Raw genomic sequence first — 19,464 nt, 5'->3', positions numbered from 1 at the left:
ACGCCGCGTCGAGCCCCCTCCGAGGGCGGGCCGACGGCCCACCGGGGCGGTCGTGGCACCCGGTGCCGCCCGCCTGCGTCAAGGGTGCGGACCGCCGAGGGCCGCGTCCGGTCCCTGAGGCCCGCCGTCGGCACCGGCCCCGGGACCGGCCGCGTCGTGCTCGCGTACGGCGATGCGGGCGAGCTTGGTCAGCATCATGCCGTTGCGGATGGAGACGACGTAGTCGACGGGCAGTCCGTGCATCCGGGTGCCGGGCCCCCGCAAGGGGTGCCAGTCGAGCACGAAGAGGGTGTTGCCGCCCCAGGGGATCAGGCGCATGGCGATACGGGCGGCGCCGAACGAACCCGCCTTGGCCTCCAGCTCCAGCCGCCGCTCCGGCTCGCAGACGCGCACGACGCAGGTGTCGTCGAGGACCACGGGGCCGAGCCCGACGCGCACCCGCAGCCGGGCACCCACGTCCGGCCAGTGGGGGTCGGCGGAGATGACCTGCTGTGTGCCGGTGACCCACTCCCCGTAGCGGTGACCGGCGGACAGGAGCCCCCAGACCTCGGAGGGCGAGCTGAGGATCAGCCGACGGTTCCGGGACACACCGACCACGCTCCTTCGGACGGCTGCTCGGACGGCGCCCCTCGACAGTAGCCCCGCCACCGCCCCTCGGCACCCGCAGGACCGGGCGGTGGCCCTAGGGCCCGTCGTCACAGTCCACCAGGGGCAGCGCCCCGCCGCCTGTCCCGGACCACCCCCCACACCGCGTCCCCCTACGCGCCTGAGCGCTCCATCGCCCCACCGAGAGATCGCGTGCGAAGCACCGTCTCTCTGCGACGAGTCGACGGACCGATTGTGCCGGAACTCGATGACCGTCTCCTCGGCACCGACCACGCGCACGGTCCGTAGCGCCAAGTCCTTCAGGCACGGCCTGCTGCGGAAGTCGTAGTGGCCCGTGTCCGTGGCGAAGCCCCTGGCGCCGGGCGGCAAGGCGGCGGCGGGGATCGTGGGCAGACGGTCCAGGTAGGGGGCCGGTCTGGGAAAACGGCTCGCCGTGCCGCCGGGCAGGCTGACAGGGTGCGGCGCATGACGTCCCCGTACCAGATCCGTGCCGACTACGACGCGCGCACGATCGTCGTCTACCAGGCGTACGCGCCCGCCATCGCCGACGCGGCCCTGCGGGCGGGCCGGTTCGTGGCGCCGTTCTCGTTCCAGCGGATGACCTGGATCAAGCCCTCGTTCATGTGGCTCATGCACCGCAGCAACTGGGCCCGCAAGTCCGGACAGGAGCGGATCCTCGCGGTACGGATCACGCGCGAGGGGTGGGAGGAGGCCCTGTCCCAGGCGGTGCTGACGACGAGTGACCCGGACGCGGTGGCGCGGGCGGCGGTGCACGTCCAGTGGGACCCCGAGCGCTCGGCGCGCGGCGCGGCCCTGAACCACTACAGCATCCAGGTCGGGGTGGGCCGCCACCTCATCCGCACGTTCACGGACGACTGGATCGTCGGCCTCACCGACCTCACGCCCCAGGTCCGCAAGGCGGCGACCCTCGTCCAGTCCGGCCGGGCCGCCAAGGCCCAGCGCCTGTTCCCCGCCGAGCGGGCGTATCCGCTGCCCACGGCGCTGGAGGACGCCGTCACACCGGGGCGATGACGGCCCGCCCGGCACGGAGTGGGCGCGCAGGGCACGGCCCGCACGGCACGGAGCGGGTGCGCCGGGGCCGGGTCCGTGAACGGAGGACCGACCCCGGCGCGCCGGCGACGCCCGAGCCGCAGCCGGGCTCACGACGCGGCCTCCGTCACCCCCGCTCCGTACCCGCCCCCGCGCCCGCCCGCCTCCACGCCCCCTCCGTGAGGAGCCGCAGGCCGTTCAGGCCGACGAGGACGGTGGAGCCCTCGTGGCCGGCGACGCCGAGGGGGAGGGGCAGGGTGCCGACCAGGTCCCAGGTGACGAGGACCGTGATGAAGGCGCCCGCGATGACGAGGTTCTGGACGACGAGGCGGCGGGCGCGGCGGGACAGGGCGACGACCGTGGGGATGGCGGCGAGCTCGTCGCGTACGACCACGGCGTCGGCGGTCTCCAGCGCGAGGTCCGAGCCCGCGCGCCCCATCGCGATCCCGGTGTGCGCCGCCGCCAGCGCGGGCGCGTCGTTGACGCCGTCGCCCACGACCATGACCGTGGCCCCGCCGTGCTGGAGCGCGTGCACCGCGGCGACCTTGTCCTGCGGCAGCAGACCGGCGCGGACGTCCGCGATGCCGGTCTCGGCGGCGACCCGGGCGGCGGCGCGCGGGTTGTCACCGGTGAGCAGCACCGGCGCGCGGCCCGTGAGTTCGCGCAGGGCCCGGACGCCGGCGGCGGCCTCGGGCCGGAGCGCGTCGGAGAGCCCGAGGACGCCCACGGCGTGCCCGTCGACGGCGACCACGGCGGCCGTCCGCCCGTCCTCCTCCAGGGCGTCCGCCAGCCGGGCCGCCGCGCCGTCGTGCTCGGCGAGGAGGTGACGGGGGCTCCCGACCGCCACGCGCCGCCCGTCGACCGTGGCGGTCACCCCGGCGCCCGGAGCGGAGGCGAAGTCCGTCGCCGAGGGCAGGTCGAGGCCGCGCCCGAGGGCGGCGGTGACCACCGCGCGCGCCAGCGGATGCTCGCTCGGGCGCTCGGCCGCCGCCGCCACGCGCAGCAGCCCCTCGGCGTCGAACCCGGAACCGTCCAGCGGGCGCAGCTCGGTCAGGCGCGGCACGCCCTCGGTGAGGGTGCCGGTCTTGTCGAACGCGACCGCGTCCACCTGCCCCAGCCGTTCCATGACGACCGCGGACTTGACCAGCACGCCGTGGCGCCCGGCGTTGGCCATCGCGGACAGCAGCGGCGGCATCGTCGCGAGGACGACCGCGCACGGCGAGGCGACGATCATGAAGGTCATCGCGCGCAGCAGAGCGGGCTGGAGGTCCGATCCCATGAGCAACGGGACGGCGAAGACCAGCAGGGTGGCGGCGACCACGCCGAGGCTGTAGCGCCGCTCGACCTTCTCGACGAAAAGCTGCGTGGGAGCCTTCGTCTCGGCGGCCTCCTCGACCATCGTCACGATCCGGGCGATCACCGACTCCGACGGGTCGCGCCCGACCCGTACGCGCAGGGCACCGGAGCCGTTGAGGGTGCCGGCGAACACCTCGTCGCCGGGGCCCTTGGCGGCGGGCAGCGGCTCGCCGGTGATGGTGGCCTGGTCGACGTCGCTCGTGCCGTCGAGCACGACGCCGTCGGCCCCGACCCGTTCTCCGGGCCGTACGAGGACGAGGTCGCCCACCACGAGCGCGGCGGCCGGGACGGTCTCCTCGCTCCCGTCGGCGGTGATCCGCGACGCGGTCTCCGGCGCGAGGTCGAGCAGGCCCCGTACGGAATCGGCGGTGCGGGCGGTCGCCACGGCCTCCAGCGCGCCCGAGGTGGCGAAGATGACGATCAGCAGCGCGCCGTCCAGGACCTCCCCGATGGCCGCCGCGCCGAGCGCGGCCACGACCATCAGCAGGTCCACGTCGAGCGTCTTGTCCCTGAGCGCCCTCAGGCCCGCCCACCCCGGCTTCCAGCCGCCCGAGGCGTACGTGGCGGCGAACAGCGGGCCCCACAGCCACACCGGCCCGCCGAGGAGCTGGAGCGGGAGCGCGACCAGGAACAGCACGAGGGCCGCCAGCGCCCAGCGGACCTCCGGCAGGGCCAGCATCCGGGTGCGGCGCACGGGCGTACGGGACGGGGGTCCGGCGGCGGGCGCGGAGGCCCGTTCCAGGACTGAAGACATGACAAAGCAACCCTTCAGGGGCGGATGGGGCGACACGGCCACGATAGCGGAATATTTGAATAGGTCTTCATGTGTCGTCCGTATCATGGTCGCATGGGCCACGGAACGCACTCCGACATCAGTACGCGCGAACGACTCGACGCCGTCGGCGCGGCCGACGTCGCCGCCACCCTCCAGGCCCTCGCGACGCCGTCGCGCCTCTACATCCTGGCCCGCCTCAGGGAAGGGCCCTCGTCGGTCGGCGACCTCGCCGCGGCCGTCGACATGGAGGCCTCCGCCTGCTCCCACCAGCTCCGCCTGCTGCGCAACCTCGGCCTGGTGACGGGCGAACGGCACGGCCGCTCGATCGTCTACGCCCTGCACGACAACCACGTCGCCGAGCTCCTCGACCAGGCCCTCTACCACGTCGAACACCTCCGCCGGGGCCTCCGCGACCTGCTCCCCGAGCCGGTCGAGGCGGGGCGGGGCGAGGCGGGGCGGGGCGAGTAGCACGGGGGAGCGCGGGGAAAGCCCCCCAGCTCACCGAAGAACCTAGACGGCGAACGGGCGGCCGGAAGCCCGGGGCGGCGCCTTTGAAGCCGCTCTGACGGAGCCCTGACGGCGGGGGAACGCGGGTCGCCAAGGCCCCGTCAGACCTCCGTCAAAGCCCCGTCAGAGACCCGTCAGAGATGCGTCAGCCTTTCGCCGGAACGGCTCTCCCCGGTCTCGCCGGAGAGATGCTTCCGATAGGGGGCCGGGCTTCCGACGACGTCTCCGGAGGTGGACGATGAGCGCACACTCGCGTGACGTGGCCGCCGTGACGGCGGCGATCGTCGCACCGTTCCTCGCCGCGTCGGCGCTGGTCCCGCTGAGGACGGGCGTGACGCACACCAACCTCGCGCTGCTGCTCGTCGTCGTGGTCGTGGCGGTCTCCGCGCTCGGCAGCCGGCTCGCGGGGGCGCTGGCGGCGGTGTCCGCGGCGGCGTGGTTCGACTTCTTCCACACGGTCCCGTACCAGAGCTTCCACATGCACGACCGGGCGGACGCCGTGACCGCGGTGCTCCTCCTGGTCGTCGGCCTGGCCGTCTCCCAGCTCGCCGCCCGGGCCCGCCGCCTGGGCGCCGCCGCGTTCGCGGACGCGGTCCACCTCGAACGCCTCCACGCGGCGACCCGGCTCGCCGGCGCCGCGCGCACGCCGGACGAGGTCGTACGGTACGTCGGCGCCGAGCTGACGGCGCTGCTGGAGCTGTCCGGCTGCCGCTTCGAGTACGGGACGCTCACGGGACGCCCGCCGCGTCTCCAGCCGGACGGCTCGGTGTGGGTCGACGGCTGGGACTGGGACCTGGACCGGCAGGGCTGGCCCGACGGCGAGATCGAACTGCGCGCCGTCGCCGCGGGCCACTACCAGGGCCGCTACATGATGACCCCGGCACCCGGCAGCACCCCGCCGGCCCTGGAGTCCCGCCTGGTCGCCGCCGACCTCGCGGGCCGCGCCGCCGCGGCACTCGACCGCGCGCGGCAGACGGCGGGGAACGCCTGAGGGGACGAGCCTCGCACGGGCGGCGATCCCGGCACCCACACCGACCCGCTCACGCTCCGGCGGTGCGCGGATCCCCGGGCTCGGGATCTGCCTTCCTCGGAGAGGGCACCCCGGAGTCCGCGGACTGCGCGGAGGCGGCGGCCGTGGTGGCGTGCGCGGCCGATGCGGCGGAGCCCTGGGGTGCCCCGTCCGCGTCCAAGGCGCGTGCCGCCCGGTCGAAGTAGCGCAGCAGCTCCACGGGGAACGGCATCACGAGGGTCGAGTTCTTCTCGGCGGCGACCTCGACGACCGTCTGCAGCAGACGCAGCTGCATGGCCTCGGGGGTGTCGGACATGATCCGGGAGGCGTTGGCCAGTTGCTGCGCCGCCTGGAACTCGCCGTCGGCCGTGATGACCCGGGCGCGCCGCTCGCGCTCCGCCTCGGCCTGCCGGGACATGGAACGCTTCAGGGACTCCGGCAGCTGTACGTCCTTGATCTCGACGCGGTCGATGTGGACGCCCCAGCCCGCCGCCGGGCTGTCGATCATCAACGCCAGCCCCTCGTGCAGGCGTTCGCGGTCCGAGAGCAGGTCGTCGAGGTCGCTCTTGCCGATGATCGACCGCAACGAGGACTGGGCGACCTGGCCGACGGCGAAGACGTAGTCCTGGACCTCGATGGTGGCCTGGGCCGGGTCGACGACGCGGAAGTAGACGACGGCGTCGACCTTCACCGAGACGTTGTCGCGGGTGATGCCCTCCTGGGTGGGGATGGGCAGGGTGACCACCTGGACGTTCACCTTGCGGAGCCGGTCGACGACGGGCACGAGGAAGGTGATTCCCGGCTGCCGGTGACCGGGCAGCGCCCTGCCCAGCCGGAAGACGACGCCCCGCTCGACCTGGTTGACCACACGGACGGAGCCGCGCAGCACCAGGAACAGGAGGATCACGACGACGGCGAGGAACCCTGTCACGGAACCGTCCACGACGACCGCCCTTCACGAGCTTCACGAGCTCCGTGGCTTCGTGAGCTTTTTACGAGGAGTGATTCGGACACTGAACGATGGCACCGCCGCGAGCGCGCGGAGTCCCTCGGGAGAGTCAAGAATCCGTAGAACTGATCCCGCCGGCGTCAAAGACGTGTCAGGGGACCCGCTCCGGGCCCCGGCCCCCCTCTGTAATGGGTGCTGCGCGTCAGTGAACGGAAAGGGAAGGAAGGGGAGGGCGTCGTGCCGAAGGTAGTGGTCGGTGTGAGCGGAAGCCTCGGTTGTCTGGCGGCCCTGCACCGGGCCGCCGCCGAGGCCCGGTTGCGCCGGGCGGAGCTGTGGGCGGTCCTGGCCTGGCAGACACCGGGCGGCTCGTTGGGCGGCCGGCACGCCGCGTACGACCCGGCCCTGAAACTGTGCCGCGAGGCGGCCCGAGAGCGGCTGCGCGAGGCGCTCGACGCCGCGTTCGGCCCGGAGCGGCCGAAATCCGCCCTCCAGGGCCTCACCGTGCGCGCCACCCCGGGCGCCGCGCTCGTCGACACGGCCCGGGACCCCGACGACCTCCTCGTCGTGGGGACCGGTGCCCGCGGCCCCGTGCGCCGCCTCGTCCGCCCCTCCGTCGCCCGCTACTGCCAGGCGCACGCGGCCTGTCCGGTGCTGGCGGTTCCGCCGTCCCCGCTCCTCGCCGCGTACGGCACGGCCCACCGCCGCAACCTGTGGCACCTGCCGCTCGACCCGCGCGAGGCCGTGTGAGCAGCGGGACGCCGATGCTGGTGGACGGCCGAACAGGCGGGAGATCGTGGCTTGTCGTGGCCGCCCGCGCCTAGACTCGCCGGTCCCGAAGGAGCACACGCAGTCGAACGGAGCGCACCATGTCCAAGGTCACCGCGATAGCCCTGCTCAAGGCCGCACCCGGCGCCGAGGACAAGGTCCGCGAGCAGGCCCTGTCCCTGGTCGAGCCGTCGCGCGCCGAGCCGGGCAACATCAGCTACCAGGCGTACGTCCACCCCCAGGACCCGAGCGCGTGGCTGGTCTTCGAGGAGTGGGAGGACCGCGCGGCCTTCGAGGCGCACCTGGCGAGCCCGCACCTGACCGAGGCGCTCGCGGCGGGCCCGGGTTTGCTGCTGTCCCCGCCGACCGAGCACGTGTTCACCGCCGAGTCCTGAGGGGAGCGGCGTACGCGCTCGCCGTCCACCCGGTCCTGACCAGGGCTGGGGGCAAGGCGCTGAGCAGCGCCGAAGCCCGTGGAGGGACTCGCGTCGAGCCCCTCCACGGGCCGGTCGCTACGCCCCGAGCCGAGGCGTGCGCGGCGGCGAGGTGCGCCGGTCGCCGGTGCGCTCGAAGGCCGCCGCCAGGGACAGCAGGCTGTTGTCGTCGTAGGCGCGGCCCGCGAAGGTCAGACCGACGGGCATGCCGATGTCCGCCATGGTGCCCATGGGCACGGTCACGGTCGGGATGCCGAGGTGGCGGGGGACCAGGTTGCCGTTGGCGACCCAGACGCCGTTGCGCCAGCCGAGGTCGGCGGACGCCTCGTCGACGTCCATGTCCGCCGGGCCCACGTCGGCGACCGCGGGGAAGACGACGGCGTCCAGGCCGAGCCCGTCCATCCACAGCTCCAGGTCCACCCGGCGCGTCTCCTCCAGCCCGCGCAGCCCCTCCTCGAGGAGCGGCATGTCGGCGAGGGAGGCGTACGGGCGCTCGCGCACGAACCGAGGGTACGCGCCGATCGTGTCGTCGAAGCCCTCGTACCGATCGGGCAGTTCACCCTGCTGCTTCGGCCAGATGCTGTCGCCGTCGACGTCGGCCAGGGTGGAGAGCGCCGGGTCGCCGTTGGCGCGCAGGAAGTCGTCCCAGGCCCACGCGGAGAGGTCCTCGATCTCGAACGTGATGTATGCGCGGCTCACCAGCCCGCGCGTGAGCAGCGAGGGCGCTCCGGGGCGGTCGGCCTCGTAGTTGGTGACCACGGGGAAGTCGACCTCGACCACCTCCGCTCCGGCGGCCTCCAGGTCGCGGCGGGCGGCCTCCCACAGGGCGAGGACCGAGGGGCGGGTGTCGACGCGCTGGCCGGTCTGGCCGCCGATGCCCCCCTCGGGGTTCGACCCGGCCTCGGGGTCGGCGTTGATGTACATCCGGGGCACGCCGACGCGCTTGCCGGCGAGCGCGGCGGTCGCGGCCTCGGCGTCGGCGGGGGCGAGCGCCGGGTAGGAGGCGGGACGCACCTGCGACGCGGCGGGCAGCTCCAGCCACGGCTGGGCCCGCCACAGGTCGCCGCGGGTCTGCGTGTCGTCGGCGACGATGACGTCGAGCAGTTCGAGCAGGTCGGCCATGGTGCGGGTGTGCGGGACCACGACGTCCATGGTCGGTACGAGCGGCCAGTTGCCGCGCACCGAGATGACGCCGCGGCTGGGGGTGTAGGCGCACAGCGCGTTGTTCGAGGCGGGCGCGCGGCCCGAGGACCAGGTCTCCTCGCCGAGGCCGAAGGCGCCGAAGGAGGCGGCCGTCGCCGTACCGGAGCCGTTGGACGAGCCGGAGCCGTACGCGCTGGTGAGCCAGTCGGCGCTGTACGGGCTCTCCGCGCGGCCGTACACCCCCCGCTGCATTCCGCCGTTGGCCATGGGCGGCATGTTGGTCAGGCCGATGAGCACGGCGCCGGCCGCGCGCAGCCGCTCGATGGCGAAGGCGTCGCGCTGGGCGACGAGGTGCTCGAACGCGGGGGAGCCGGACGCGGCCGTGAGCCCCTCGGCGAGGTAGCTGTCCTTGGCCGTGTACGGGATGCCGTCGAGCGGGCCCAGGGTCTCGCCGCGGGCGCGACGCGCGTCGGAGGCCTCCGCCTCGGCCCTGGCGCCCGGGTTCATCACGACCATCGCGTTCAGCGCGGTGGCCGTGCCCGGGCGGTCGTACGCGTCGATGCGCGCGAGGTAGGCGTCGAGCAGGGCGACCGAGGTGGTCTCGCCCTTCTCCAGCGCCGCGCGTAGGTCGGCGATACAGGTCTCCACGACATCGAAGCCGCGCGTCATAGGGATCTCCCGGGGGGTGGGTCGTGCAGGCGGACGGGACGGGTCGCCGGAGGGGCGGGGCGGCGGCCTCGCGCAGCCCGGCATCGCACCCCATCGCTTTAACTAGATTTTCAGTCTAGAGCAGCGATCTAATATTGGGAATACGGGAAACGCTGTGAACACTGGGAACCCAGAACCGAGCCCTGGATGTCCGGACCGAAGGTGAGCCGATGCCGACCGCAGAGACCGGGCCCGCGCTGCCCGACCGCGACCCCTCCCTCCCGCCGTCCGGTGAGGACGAGGGCGGGGACGGGGCCGGGTCGGTGATCGGCGGAGTCGGCGGGGACGGGGATCGCCCCGCGCCACGGCTCCCGGCCGACAGGAAGCGCCAGCCCAGCGGTGACGACGCGCGCGGCCGGGCGATGCGGGCGGCGATCAGTGCCATCGCGGAGAAGGGGACCGCGGGGCTGCGGATGTCGGACATCGCCGAGCGGGCCGGCATGAGCACCGGGCACATCCTCTACCACTTCGGGAAGAAGGACCGGCTCCTGCTCGAAGTCCTCGCCTGGAGCCAGGCGGACCTCTGGGCCGAGTTCCAGCGGGAGGCCGACCGGGCCGGGTCCCCCGCCGGCAGACTGGACGTCTTCGTCCGCTTCTACCTGCCCACCGGTCAGGGTGACGAGCGGTACGCGCTGTGGACCCAGGTCCTGGCCCAGCGTCACGACGAGGCCGGCCGCCGGATCCTCACCGGCCTGCTCGACGGCTGGGACGAGCGCCTGGAGGTCATCCTCCGCGAGGGCCGGGACCTGGGGCAGTTCGCGGAGGTCGACATTCCCGAGTTCACCGTCCGGGCCGTCGCGATGCTGAGCGGGATCTCCGAGGACGTGATGTTCGGGCGGGCGCGCTGGCGGCGGGCGTCGGCGCACGCGTTCGCCCTGGCCGCCCTCCGGCGCGAACTGCTCCCCGGGGTCGACGGCTGAGGGTGGGACCGGGCGCGAGCGCCCCTGTCGCGCGCCGGAAACGCCCCGGTGCGCTACCGAGGGCCGTCCTCGAACGGGAATGACCCCGCCGCGCCCTCTTGGGGAGGCGGCACGCGCTCCCTACTGTCACTCACGACCCGGACTCCCGGCAGCTGAACGGGATGGTCGCCGTCGGGTTCGGCTGCGACCACGCCGAGGGGTACCCGCTCTGCAGCCGGGCCGTGGGCTGGATCGACGTGTACGACGTCTTCGACCGGTTCTCCCTCACCCTGGCCCCCTGACGGCAGGGGCGGGTGGCCGGAGTGCGCGCCCGCCCGCGCCTCCCCGGCCCTCCCGCTCCCCGTCACCCCGTCATCGCCTCCCTGAAGCGGGCGGCGTCCGCGCTGGGGGGCACGCCGAACTGGCGGCGGTATTCGCGGCTGAACTGCGAGGGGCTGTCGTAGCCGACGCGGTGGCCCACGGCGGTGACGTCGCGGGGGTGGGTGGCGAGCAGGAGGCGGGCCTGCTGGAGGCGGATCTGTTTCTGGAAGCGGATGGGGCTCATCGCCGTCACGGTCTGGAAGTTGCGGTAGAAGGCGGACGGGCTCATGCCCGCCAGCCGGGCCGGCTCCTCGACCTTGAAGGGTTCCGCGTAGTGCTCGCGGATCCAGCGGACCGCCCGTGAGACATGGGCGAGGCTGCTGTCGGCCAGGCCCAGCTGGCACACGGCGCGGCCCTGCTCGCCGCTGATCAGGCGCCAGAGGATCTCCTGCTTGACCAGCGGAGCGAGTACGTCCCGGTCGCGCGGTTCGTCCAGCAGCCTGAGCAGCCGGACGACGGCGTCGAGCAGGGCGTCCGGGGCGCGGCTGACCGCGATGCCGGGCGGCGCACCACCGGCGGCGCGCGGGGGCGTGGTCGTGCCCGCGCGCAGCAGGAGCTCGGCGATGGCGGAGGGGTCCAGGGTCAGTCCGAAGCCGAGGGCCGGGTGCGCGCGCGTGGCCCCGACGAACTGGCCGGTGACGGGGAGGTCGACGGAGGCGACCAGGTACTCGCCGGGACCGTACGTGAAGACCCGGTCGCCCAGCATGAGCCGTTTGGCGCCCTGGGCGATGACGGCGAGGACCGTGCCGGAGGTGGCCGGGGCGGGCGGGTCGGACCGGTCCACGCGGGAGACGAGGACCCCGTCGACGGCGGTGGTCGCGTCGGGCCGGGCATGCCGGTCGAGCAGGGCGCGGAGCTCGTCGAGGGACATGCCGCCATTCCAGCACGAGATCTGCCCGAATCTCCTCGACACGAGAGGATCGTGCAAGCAGAGGCGAGGATCATTCTACTGTCTACGCAGGTCAGAGCCTTGAATGGAGAGGACAGCGCAACCGGCGACGAGTCACGGATGGGATGAGAGTCATGAAGGTAGCGGTCATCACGGGTGCCAGCTCCGGGATCGGGTGGAGCACGGCGATCGAGGTCGCCCGGCGCGGCACGGGCGTCGTCCTCACCTACGGCGGCAACGCGGACGGCGGACACGGGACCGTGGCCGCCATCGAGAAGGAGGGCGGGACGGCCGTCGCCCTGCCGCTGGACCTCGGTGACACGGCCGGCTTCCCCGCCTTCCGCGAGGCGGTGGCCGCCGCGCTGCGCGAGCGGTGGAACCGCGACAGCTTCGACCACCTCGTGAACAACGCGGGCTGTGCCCACATGGCCCTGTTCGAGGACACGGCGGAGGAGGACTTCGACCGGCTGACCCGGGTGCTGCTCAAGGGCCCGTACTTCCTGACCCAGACCCTGCTTCCGCTGCTCGCGGACGGCGGAGCCGTCGTCCACACCAGCAGCAGCTCCGCGACGGCGGCGGCCCCCGAGCCCGGCTACTCGGCCTACGCGTCGTTGAAGGGAGGTCTCAACGTGCTGAGCCGCTACCTGGCCAAGGAGCTCAGCGCCCGGGGCATCCGGGTCAACACGGTCTCGCCCGGTCCCACCCGTACGCGCCTGGGCGGCGACGCCTTCGACCGCTTCCCCGAGCTCGTGCCGCCCCTCGTCGAGAAGACGGCCCTCGGCCGCCTCGGGGCACCCGAGGACATCGCCGCCGCCGTCGCGGCCCTGCTGTCGGAGGACGGCCGCTGGATCACCGCCCAGAACATCGAGGTGTCCGGCGGCTACTGCCTCTGAAGGAGGTCCGGGGCGAAGCTCGGCGGGCGGAGGGCCGTGACGAGGGCGAGGCCGCCTGAGCACCGGGTCCGGACCGCGGCGGCCGGTGCCGTGCGGCCGGACCCCGTCCGGGAATGCTTGAATGGACCGTCGTCTCAGGTCTTGCAAGGAGAAACGCTGTGCCCCTGGTGTCTGTCGTGATGCCCGTGTACAACTCGGCGGCAACGCTCGGCGCGGCGGTGCGGTCGGTGCTCACACAGACCCACACCGACCTGGAGCTGCTGATCACCGACGACCAGTCCACCGACGACTCGATGGAACTGCTCCGCGAGTTCGCCGCGCGGGACGAGCGCGTGCGCCCGGAGACGGCCCCCGAACAGGGCGGCGCGGGCCGGGCCCGCAACCTCGCGATCCAGCGGGCCCGCGGCGACTACATCGCCTTCCTCGACAGCGACGACATGTGGCTGCCGGAGAAGACCGAGAAGCAGCTCGCCTTCGCCGCCGAGGGCACCGCCCCCCTGACGTTCACCTCGTACTTCAAGATGGACGCCGACTACGCCGGTGAGAGCACCGACTGGGTGCCCAACGGCCGGGTGATCCAGGCCCGCGAGCACGTGGACTACCGCGCGATGCTGGTCAGGGACTACATCGGCGCCCTCACCGCGATGTACGACCGCAACGCCCTGGGCACCCGGCTCATGCCGGAGATGCGCAAGCGACAGGACTACGCCCTGTGGCTGTCGATCATGCGGGACGGCGCCGACGCCCGCGGCCTCGCGGAACCCCTCGCCGTCTACCGCGCCCACCAGGCGGGCTCCCTGTCCTCCAACAAGATGGCCCTCGTGTCGTACAACTGGGCCCTGTACCGCGAGCACGAGCACCTGTCGGTGCCCCGCTCGACGCGCGCCCTGGCCGGCGCGGTGTGGCAGTCGCTGCGCAACGGGCGCATCTAGGGCCTGTCGGCACACTCCCGCCGCCCGGCCGCCGGCCGGCCCTCGCGCCGCAGATCGCGCTGGACGGGCAGGGCGGACCCTGTTACCGAATCAGGACGGAACGCGGTGAACTGGACCGTTCCAGACGCCCTCTCCTGTGGTGCAGTGAAACAGCCGACCCGGTCGGTACCCCTGCGGGAGCGGGGGCCTGACCGGGTCGGCCCTCTCGTCTCACCGCGCCCGACCTGACCTGTCCGGACCTGACCAACGGGGAGCTCCGTCATGAACACCACCGCGACCACGCCCACGAACCCCGCCCGCCGTTCCCTCCGTACCGTAGCCCTGGCCGGTGTCACCGCCGCGCTGGCGCTGGGTCTCAGCGCCTGTGGCGGCGGCGGTGCCGAGGCCGTCGGCGCCTCCGGGCAGACGGCCCGCCCGGCGACCGGCGTGAAGGCGGCGCACGCCGTGAACGCGCTGCCCGGCTCCGGGGGCGGGACCACGGCGACGGCGGCGGGAGCCCGCCCGTGCCGAGGGGACGAGATGCTGGTCACGGCCGTGCACCGGTTCGCCGGCGAGCAGGGCGACCACCTGCTGGTCACCGCGTCGAACCAGGGGAGCACCGCGTGCTGGGTCACCTCGTACCCCGGCGTGAAGCTCGGCGGCGACGTCGACGGCCCCACCCTGCCGCACTCGAAGAAGGACGCCCCGGGCGGCGACAAGCGCATCACGATCCGGCCCGGAGGCAAGGTCTACAGCGCGGTGAACCTCTTCGACTACGGCACGAAGGACCACCACACGGCACGGTCCTTCGCGCTCGCCCTGCGCGGGGCGGACGGCCGCACCGGCCCCTACTACTCGGTCGACACCACCGGCGCGAAGGCGGCGTTCAGCTGGAACGAGGCCGACGTGCTGAACTGGAACACCAGGAAGCCGTACGACTTCTGACACCGGCGCCCCCGCCCGACCGGCCCCCGCCCGAGCCGCCCGCTCTGCCACACTCGCCCCATGGGTGAGCACGACGCGGAACACGGCTACCTCCTGGACAACCGGCAGTCCGAGGCGGGGATCCGCTTCGACGCGCTGAGCCGCCTGTTCGACCCGGTGACGTTCCGGCACGTGGACCGGCTCGGGATCGGGCCCGGGATGAGCTGCTGGGAGGTGGGTGCGGGCGGCCCGTCCGTGCCCGCCGGCCTCGCCGAGCGCGTCGGCCCGACCGGCAGGGTCGTCGCCACCGACATCGACGTGTCGTGGACGCGCGGCCTCGGCGGCGTCGTCGAGGTGCTGCGGCACGACGTGGCGGCCGACCCGCCGCCGCCCGGAGGCTTCGACCTGGTGCACGCCCGGCTGGTCCTCGTCCACGTCGCGGACCGCGCCGAGGCGCTGCGCCGCATGGTCCGGTCCCTGCGGCCCGGCGGGTGTCTGCTCCTGGAGGACGCCGATCCCGGACTCCAGCCGCTGCTGTGCCCCGACGAGTCGGGCCCGGAGCAGCGCCTCGCCAACCGCCTGCGGTCCGGGTTCCGCAGCCTGATGGCCGCGCGCGGCGCCGACCTGGCGTACGGGCGCACCCTGCCCCGGCTCCTGCGCGAGGCGGGCCTGGCGGCCGTCGAGGCGGACGCGTACTTCCCGGTCACCTCGCCGGCGTGCGCCGTGCTCGAAGCCGCGACCGTGCGCCATATCCGGGGCCTCCTGGTGGCGGAGGGCCTCGCCACGGACCAGGAGATCGACCGGCACCTGGCCAACGTCGCGACGGGCTCCCTCGACCTGGCCACGGCCCCGATGATCTCGGCGTGGGGGCGCCGGACGGCGACGGACGACCTGCCCGCTTAGGCAGGATTTTCGAGGATCAGACATCCGTTTGCATCTCTCGTCGTGAATCGGTCACTTCTGAGCTCTTTCGGTCGTTCGCGGAAGATCGGTGGTTCTTCGCCCGTTTCGCGGGATAGGGCTCGGGCCGCGGGGACCGCGCCCGTGGGGAGCGCCCGCGCAGTGGACGAGGGGGAAGTGGCGATGGCCAACCTGCACTACGAGATACTCACCGATCCCACCCAGCTCCAGGTGTCCGGCACCGGGAAGGACGAGGAGTCGCCGGGCGCGGTCCACCTCGTCGTCTCGAATCCGAACGCCTGGTCCGTGACCCTCTACGAACTCGACATCACGGTCCCTCACGGCAGCGGCAAGGCGCACCTGACCGCCCACCCCGACCGGATCCAGGCCCGGCTCACCGGCAGCACCCTCACCTCCTCGGTCGGCCTCACCGAAAGCTGGGACGGGCTCGCCGGGATCTACCGCCTGGAGGCCCTCTCCGGCGTGCGCCTGCGCAAGGGCGAGGTCCTGGTCGTCGAGCTGTCCGGCTTTCCCGTCTCGTCCGAGGAGGGGCTGGTCCTGCTGTCCCTAGCCGAGGACTCCCACGGACCCGGCCCCAGGAACGACCACCTGATCACCCTGGGCCTGCTCAAGCGCGCCTCCAGGATCCCCCGCAACTTCCGCGCGGACAGCACCCTGCTGGGCGCGCGGGAGCAGGTCACCCTGCGCTGGGACGGCCCGGACACCCTCGACTACGCGATCCAGGGCCCGGTCGGCGCCCCCCGCCCCGTACCGCTGACGTCAGGTCCCTGGCACTGGTCGCCGCCGCCGGGCGAGGAGCCGAAGCGGGACGCCACGTACACCCTGATCGCCACGCCCAAGAGCCCCCACCAGCCCGCCTACCACCTCACCACCACGGTCCATCTGCGCAGCCCCGAGTTCGAGGGCGTCACGGCGACGGCCGGGATCTCCACGCCCTCGGTGAAGGGGATCGCGCACGGTGGACGCGTCGAGTTCACGGACCTCGGCGTGACGGTGCAGGACGCCCAGGGGGCGCCGGGCACGGTCGACGCGAAGGCGGTCACCGCGCAGACCGTGACCGCGACCACGGCCGACATCTCCGACACCGTCCTCGCGGGCACGGTACGGGGCCGGGACGGCGGCGCCGGCTGGATCCGCTTCCCCGCCGACGGGATCACGGTCGGCCACGGCGGCGGCGGCGACCTGGGGGCCGTCACGGCGGAACGCGTCCGGGTGAACGGCGTGAACACCACCTGGGTGGGAGACGTCGACGGAGGCAAGGGCTGGATCGAGTTCCCGCAGTCCGGGGTGAACGTCCGCAAGGACGGCGCCGGCGCATGGGGCACGGTCGCCGCCGACAAGGCGGACCTGACCGGAGTCAACACCTCCTGGGTGCAGGGCCGGACGGGCGGTGACGGCTGGATCGAGTTCCCCGCCGGCGGCCTGAACGTCTTCCAGGGAACCGGCGACCGGCAGTGGGGCACGGTCTCGGCCGGCACCGCCGACCTCGACGACCTGGTCACCCACCGCGCCCGGGTGAAGGAACGCCTCGCCCTGGAGGGCGGCCTGACCGTCGACCAGGTCCTGGAGACGCAGGACGGCCCGCCGAGGCTGCTCGTCCACGGCCGCCTGGACGCCGAGGGCGACCTGCTCGCGAGCCAGAACGTCGTCGTCGCCGGAGACCTCGGTACGAAGGGGATGCTGCGCGTGGCCGGGGAGTCCAGGTTCAAGGGCAAGGTGAACGCCAACGCGCACCTGTCCGTCCGCAACGGGCAGTCCTGGATCATGCACACCAACGACGGCCAGATCTCCATCCAGGGAGACCTGCGCGTCCACGGGGCCTTCCGCTCCGACAGCTGACGTCCCACGGGCCCCGGGGTCAGCCCCTGGGGGGAGGCTCCGGGGTCACCAGGACGCAGCGGGTGCCGCTGTAGATGGTCGGTACGCAGCGGTTGCAGTGGACGCACAGGGACGTGCTGCTCGTCCCGGCGCGGTAGCGGTCGACCAGGTCGGGTTCGCGGAGCAGCGCGCGGCCCATGGCCACGAAGTCGAAGCCCTCGGCCATGGCACGCCGCGCGGTCGCGAGGTCCGCGATCCCGCCGAGCAGGATCAGCGGCAGGTCCAGCTCGGCGCGGAACCGGCGGGCCGATTCCAGCAGATACGCCTCCTCGTACGGGTAGTCGATCAGGAACCGTCCGCCCAGCGCCCGTACGACCGGGCGGAGCGGCCGGGGGAAGGTGGCCGCGAAGTCGCGTACGGGGGCGTCGCCCCGGAAGAGGTACATGGGGTTCAGGAGCGAGCTGCCCGCGGTGAGTTCCAGGGCGTCGACGGTGCCGTCCTCCTGGAGCCAGCGGGCGAGCTGGAGGCTCGCGTCGAGCCGGGTGCCGCCGCGTACGCCGTCGTCCATGTTCAGCTTCGCGGTGACGGCGACGCGGTCGCCGACGGCGTCGCGCACGGCGCGGGCGGTCTCGCGCGCCACGGAGGCCCGGTTGGCGAGGCTCCCGCCGTACCGGTCCTCGCGCCGGTTCAGCCTCGGGCTGAGGAAGGCGCTGGTGAAGTAGTTGTGGCCCATGTGGACCTCGACGGCGTCGAACCCGGCGTCGAGCGCGAGCCGGGCCGCCTCCCCGTGGGCCCGTACGATCCGCTCGATGTCGGACGCGGTGGCCGCCCGGGTGGTGCGCATCCCGAGCGGGCTGAACCGGCGGGTCGGGGCGAGCGCCGGGAGCCGGTTGGACGCGGCGTTCGCGACCGGCCCCGCGTGGCCGATCTGCGCGGAGACGGCGGCCCCTTCGGCGTGCACGGCGTCCGTCAGCCGGCGCAGCCCCGGCACGGCCTCGGGCCGCATCCAGATCTGCCGCCGCTCGGTGCGCCCCTCGGGTGCCACCGCCAGGTAGGCGACGGTGGTCATGCCGACCCCGCCGGCGGCGGGAGCGCGGTGGTAGTCGATCAGCCGGTCGGTGACCAGCCCGTCGGGGGTGGCCCCTTCGAACGTGGCCGCCTTGACGATCCGGTTGCGCAGCGTCAGGGGACCGAGCCGGGCGGGCGCGAGGACGTCGGGGACGGCGGCGGCAGGGGGCACTCGGGGGGCCATCGGCGGGCATCCTTCCGGAGCGTGGAGGGGTGGCGGCGGGGCATGGCGGCGGGGCGAGGTGACGGCGGGCCGGTTCCGGCCCTGTCGAGCCCGGCTTTGCCGAGTCCGGTCCGGTCGGGGCCTGTCCGGTCCGGTCCGGTCCACAGAAGAGCACAGACGCCTCGCACTTTCCATCACGAGTGCCGGGTGGAACGAGTACGGCTAGGCGCCGACTCGGTGCGATTCGCCACGCCCGACACCTCCCGCCCGGACTGCCGGGGTCGGTAACGTGGGCCGGATGACGGAGATCTTCGACGCGGCGGTCAGCGCCCGCCTCACCGCCCCCAACATCTGGTACGTCGGCACGGTGTGCCCCGACGGGGCTCCCCAGGTCAGCCCGATGTGGGTGGACCGGGAGGGCCCGGGAGAGCTGACGTTCAACACGTCCGTGGGCCGGGTGAAGGAAGAGAACCTCCGCCACGACCCCCGCGTCTACCTCTCGCACGCGGATGCCGCCGACCCGTACGACAGGGTGCAGATCAGCGGTGTCGTGGCCCGCTTCATCGAGGGCGAGGAGGCCCTGGAACGGATGGACCGGCTGGCCCGCAAGTACCTGGGGGCCGAGCGCTACCCGTGGATCATGCCGGGGGAGCGGCGGGTCGCCGTGATCGTACGACCGCTGAAGGTACGCCACATCGTGGGAGTGGAGCGCTTCCGGCCCGGCGGCCCCGTGCCCGCCCCCTGAGCGGAGGGAGCCACCGCCGTCCGGGGCCGACGGACCCGCTCCTGATCCGCTACTTGATCAGGGCGTTGGCGACGGCGATCGCCAGCCCGATCGTCGCGTCGGCGAGGCCCACGAGCATGGCGGAGCGGCGCCGGTAGCCGGACTTGAGGGCGGCGAAGGTGCCCCAGGCGCCGAGCAGGAGGGTGTTGAGGAGAAGCCCTGCCGAGGTGACGTGATCCGCGCTCCAGTCCGTCGCTCCGGCGATCAGGAGGAGGATCACGGTGGGCAGCACGGCGATCACCAGCGGCCACTCCTCGCCCAGCGTCGTCAGCAGCCGCCGCCACCGCACGGACGCACTGCCGGTGTGATGGGTGGCCATATGGTGCGCGTACCCGTGCGCGAGCCCCGCGGCGACCGCCGTGACCAGGATCCACAACGCGTCATAGACCGGCGTGAAGCGCTGCCCCTCGCCCTGTAGCGCCGCGAGCAGCGCGCTGGCCAGGACGGTGCCGTAAATGCCGCCAAACATCCAATTTCGCATAATTCGTTACGGTACGGGAAAGGTGGCAGC

General features: G+C 73.4%; 19 protein-coding genes. 12 read left to right on the top strand and 7 right to left on the bottom strand.

What is annotated here, in order from left to right:
- Nucleotides 1-78: 78 nt before the first annotated feature.
- Nucleotides 79-588 carry an SRPBCC family protein gene (locus tag ACZ6J5_RS29475; protein ID WP_469396521.1) on the bottom strand — a complete coding sequence of 170 codons (510 nt, stop codon included), beginning with the start codon at nucleotides 586-588 and terminating at the stop codon, nucleotides 79-81.
- Nucleotides 589-1,071: 483 nt separating this feature from the next.
- Between ACZ6J5_RS29475 and ACZ6J5_RS29470 the strand changes: the two genes are divergently transcribed.
- The gene (locus ACZ6J5_RS29470; protein ID WP_469396520.1) at nucleotides 1,072-1,638 is read left to right on the top strand and encodes a DUF4291 domain-containing protein; all 567 of its coding nucleotides are present in this window, start codon (nucleotides 1,072-1,074) and stop codon (nucleotides 1,636-1,638) included.
- Between the two features lie 145 nt (nucleotides 1,639-1,783).
- Here ACZ6J5_RS29470 and ACZ6J5_RS29465 read toward each other — a convergent pair whose 3' ends face one another.
- Nucleotides 1,784-3,766, bottom strand: a complete 1,983-nt coding sequence (locus ACZ6J5_RS29465; RefSeq protein ID WP_469396519.1) for a heavy metal translocating P-type ATPase — start codon at nucleotides 3,764-3,766, stop codon at nucleotides 1,784-1,786.
- 93 nt (nucleotides 3,767-3,859) lie between these two features.
- Between ACZ6J5_RS29465 and ACZ6J5_RS29460 the strand changes: the two genes are divergently transcribed.
- Nucleotides 3,860-4,255: an ArsR/SmtB family transcription factor gene (locus tag ACZ6J5_RS29460; protein WP_469396517.1), complete on the top strand. Its 396-nt coding sequence runs from the start codon at nucleotides 3,860-3,862 to the stop codon at nucleotides 4,253-4,255.
- Nucleotides 4,256-4,532: 277 nt separating this feature from the next.
- The gene (locus tag ACZ6J5_RS29455) at nucleotides 4,533-5,285 is read left to right on the top strand and encodes a DUF4118 domain-containing protein (protein ID WP_469396515.1); all 753 of its coding nucleotides are present in this window, start codon (nucleotides 4,533-4,535) and stop codon (nucleotides 5,283-5,285) included.
- 49 nt (nucleotides 5,286-5,334) lie between these two features.
- Here ACZ6J5_RS29455 and ACZ6J5_RS29450 read toward each other — a convergent pair whose 3' ends face one another.
- On the bottom strand, nucleotides 5,335-6,246 hold the full coding sequence (locus tag ACZ6J5_RS29450) for a slipin family protein (RefSeq protein ID WP_469396514.1): 912 nt from the start codon (nucleotides 6,244-6,246) through the stop codon (nucleotides 5,335-5,337).
- A gap of 198 nt (nucleotides 6,247-6,444) precedes the next feature.
- Between ACZ6J5_RS29450 and ACZ6J5_RS29445 the strand changes: the two genes are divergently transcribed.
- Complete coding sequence (locus ACZ6J5_RS29445) at nucleotides 6,445-6,999, top strand: universal stress protein (RefSeq protein ID WP_469396513.1); 555 nt, start codon at nucleotides 6,445-6,447, stop codon at nucleotides 6,997-6,999.
- Nucleotides 7,000-7,118: 119 nt separating this feature from the next.
- A complete protein-coding gene (locus ACZ6J5_RS29440) occupies nucleotides 7,119-7,412 on the top strand; it encodes a putative quinol monooxygenase (protein ID WP_469396511.1) in 294 nt (97 codons plus the stop codon).
- Nucleotides 7,413-7,529: 117 nt separating this feature from the next.
- Here the strand turns inward: ACZ6J5_RS29440 and ACZ6J5_RS29435 are convergent, their stop codons facing one another.
- Complete coding sequence (locus tag ACZ6J5_RS29435) at nucleotides 7,530-9,263, bottom strand: amidase (RefSeq protein WP_469396509.1); 1,734 nt, start codon at nucleotides 9,261-9,263, stop codon at nucleotides 7,530-7,532.
- Nucleotides 9,264-9,472: 209 nt separating this feature from the next.
- Here ACZ6J5_RS29435 and ACZ6J5_RS29430 point away from each other — a divergent pair, with 209 nt between their 5' ends.
- Nucleotides 9,473-10,222 (top strand): TetR/AcrR family transcriptional regulator, encoded by a 750-nt coding sequence (locus ACZ6J5_RS29430; RefSeq protein WP_469396507.1) that lies wholly within the window; start codon nucleotides 9,473-9,475, stop codon nucleotides 10,220-10,222.
- Nucleotides 10,223-10,565: 343 nt separating this feature from the next.
- Here the strand turns inward: ACZ6J5_RS29430 and ACZ6J5_RS29425 are convergent, their stop codons facing one another.
- The gene (locus ACZ6J5_RS29425) at nucleotides 10,566-11,453 is read right to left on the bottom strand and encodes an AraC family transcriptional regulator (protein ID WP_469396506.1); all 888 of its coding nucleotides are present in this window, start codon (nucleotides 11,451-11,453) and stop codon (nucleotides 10,566-10,568) included.
- 152 nt (nucleotides 11,454-11,605) lie between these two features.
- On the opposite strand from ACZ6J5_RS29425, the gene ACZ6J5_RS29420 reads away from it, so the two are divergent.
- From ACZ6J5_RS29420 to ACZ6J5_RS29400, 5 genes are all read left to right on the top strand, one after another.
- Nucleotides 11,606-12,364 (top strand): SDR family NAD(P)-dependent oxidoreductase, encoded by a 759-nt coding sequence (locus tag ACZ6J5_RS29420; protein WP_469396504.1) that lies wholly within the window; start codon nucleotides 11,606-11,608, stop codon nucleotides 12,362-12,364.
- 158 nt (nucleotides 12,365-12,522) lie between these two features.
- On the top strand, nucleotides 12,523-13,296 hold the full coding sequence (locus ACZ6J5_RS29415; RefSeq protein ID WP_469396502.1) for a glycosyltransferase family 2 protein: 774 nt from the start codon (nucleotides 12,523-12,525) through the stop codon (nucleotides 13,294-13,296).
- 261 nt (nucleotides 13,297-13,557) lie between these two features.
- A complete protein-coding gene (locus tag ACZ6J5_RS29410; RefSeq protein WP_469396501.1) occupies nucleotides 13,558-14,220 on the top strand; it encodes a DUF4232 domain-containing protein in 663 nt (220 codons plus the stop codon).
- Between the two features lie 60 nt (nucleotides 14,221-14,280).
- Complete coding sequence (locus tag ACZ6J5_RS29405; protein WP_469396499.1) at nucleotides 14,281-15,102, top strand: class I SAM-dependent methyltransferase; 822 nt, start codon at nucleotides 14,281-14,283, stop codon at nucleotides 15,100-15,102.
- 159 nt (nucleotides 15,103-15,261) lie between these two features.
- Nucleotides 15,262-16,959 (top strand): hypothetical protein, encoded by a 1,698-nt coding sequence (locus ACZ6J5_RS29400; RefSeq protein ID WP_469396497.1) that lies wholly within the window; start codon nucleotides 15,262-15,264, stop codon nucleotides 16,957-16,959.
- Between the two features lie 19 nt (nucleotides 16,960-16,978).
- Here the strand turns inward: ACZ6J5_RS29400 and ACZ6J5_RS29395 are convergent, their stop codons facing one another.
- Complete coding sequence (locus tag ACZ6J5_RS29395; protein ID WP_469396495.1) at nucleotides 16,979-18,190, bottom strand: NADH:flavin oxidoreductase; 1,212 nt, start codon at nucleotides 18,188-18,190, stop codon at nucleotides 16,979-16,981.
- 277 nt (nucleotides 18,191-18,467) lie between these two features.
- Between ACZ6J5_RS29395 and ACZ6J5_RS29390 the strand changes: the two genes are divergently transcribed.
- Nucleotides 18,468-18,914, top strand: a complete 447-nt coding sequence (locus ACZ6J5_RS29390; protein ID WP_469396493.1) for a TIGR03618 family F420-dependent PPOX class oxidoreductase — start codon at nucleotides 18,468-18,470, stop codon at nucleotides 18,912-18,914.
- A gap of 49 nt (nucleotides 18,915-18,963) precedes the next feature.
- On the opposite strand, the gene ACZ6J5_RS29385 is transcribed toward ACZ6J5_RS29390, so the two are convergent.
- Complete coding sequence (locus ACZ6J5_RS29385; RefSeq protein WP_469396492.1) at nucleotides 18,964-19,422, bottom strand: hypothetical protein; 459 nt, start codon at nucleotides 19,420-19,422, stop codon at nucleotides 18,964-18,966.
- Nucleotides 19,423-19,464 lie beyond the last annotated feature (42 nt).

Source organism: Streptomyces sp. NPDC042100 (assembly GCF_055582325.1).
The sequence above is the reverse complement of the archived record's forward strand: the minus strand, read 5'-3'. Positions and strand labels throughout refer to the sequence as shown.

Coding starts and splice junctions, on each gene's coding strand:
- ACZ6J5_RS29465 (WP_469396519.1), bottom strand. CDS start 3,766: ATGTCTTCAGTCCTGGAACGGGCCTCCGCGCCCGCCGCCGGACCCCCG.
- ACZ6J5_RS29440 (WP_469396511.1), top strand. CDS start 7,119: ATGTCCAAGGTCACCGCGATAGCCCTGCTCAAGGCCGCACCCGGCGCC.
- ACZ6J5_RS29430 (WP_469396507.1), top strand. CDS start 9,473: ATGCCGACCGCAGAGACCGGGCCCGCGCTGCCCGACCGCGACCCCTCC.
- ACZ6J5_RS29420 (WP_469396504.1), top strand. CDS start 11,606: ATGAAGGTAGCGGTCATCACGGGTGCCAGCTCCGGGATCGGGTGGAGC.
- ACZ6J5_RS29385 (WP_469396492.1), bottom strand. CDS start 19,422: ATGTTTGGCGGCATTTACGGCACCGTCCTGGCCAGCGCGCTGCTCGCG.
- ACZ6J5_RS29455 (WP_469396515.1), top strand. CDS start 4,533: ATGAGCGCACACTCGCGTGACGTGGCCGCCGTGACGGCGGCGATCGTC.
- ACZ6J5_RS29425 (WP_469396506.1), bottom strand. CDS start 11,453: ATGTCCCTCGACGAGCTCCGCGCCCTGCTCGACCGGCATGCCCGGCCC.
- ACZ6J5_RS29410 (WP_469396501.1), top strand. CDS start 13,558: ATGAACACCACCGCGACCACGCCCACGAACCCCGCCCGCCGTTCCCTC.
- ACZ6J5_RS29435 (WP_469396509.1), bottom strand. CDS start 9,263: ATGACGCGCGGCTTCGATGTCGTGGAGACCTGTATCGCCGACCTACGC.
- ACZ6J5_RS29470 (WP_469396520.1), top strand. CDS start 1,072: ATGACGTCCCCGTACCAGATCCGTGCCGACTACGACGCGCGCACGATC.
- ACZ6J5_RS29405 (WP_469396499.1), top strand. CDS start 14,281: ATGGGTGAGCACGACGCGGAACACGGCTACCTCCTGGACAACCGGCAG.
- ACZ6J5_RS29460 (WP_469396517.1), top strand. CDS start 3,860: ATGGGCCACGGAACGCACTCCGACATCAGTACGCGCGAACGACTCGAC.
- ACZ6J5_RS29390 (WP_469396493.1), top strand. CDS start 18,468: ATGACGGAGATCTTCGACGCGGCGGTCAGCGCCCGCCTCACCGCCCCC.
- ACZ6J5_RS29395 (WP_469396495.1), bottom strand. CDS start 18,190: ATGGCCCCCCGAGTGCCCCCTGCCGCCGCCGTCCCCGACGTCCTCGCG.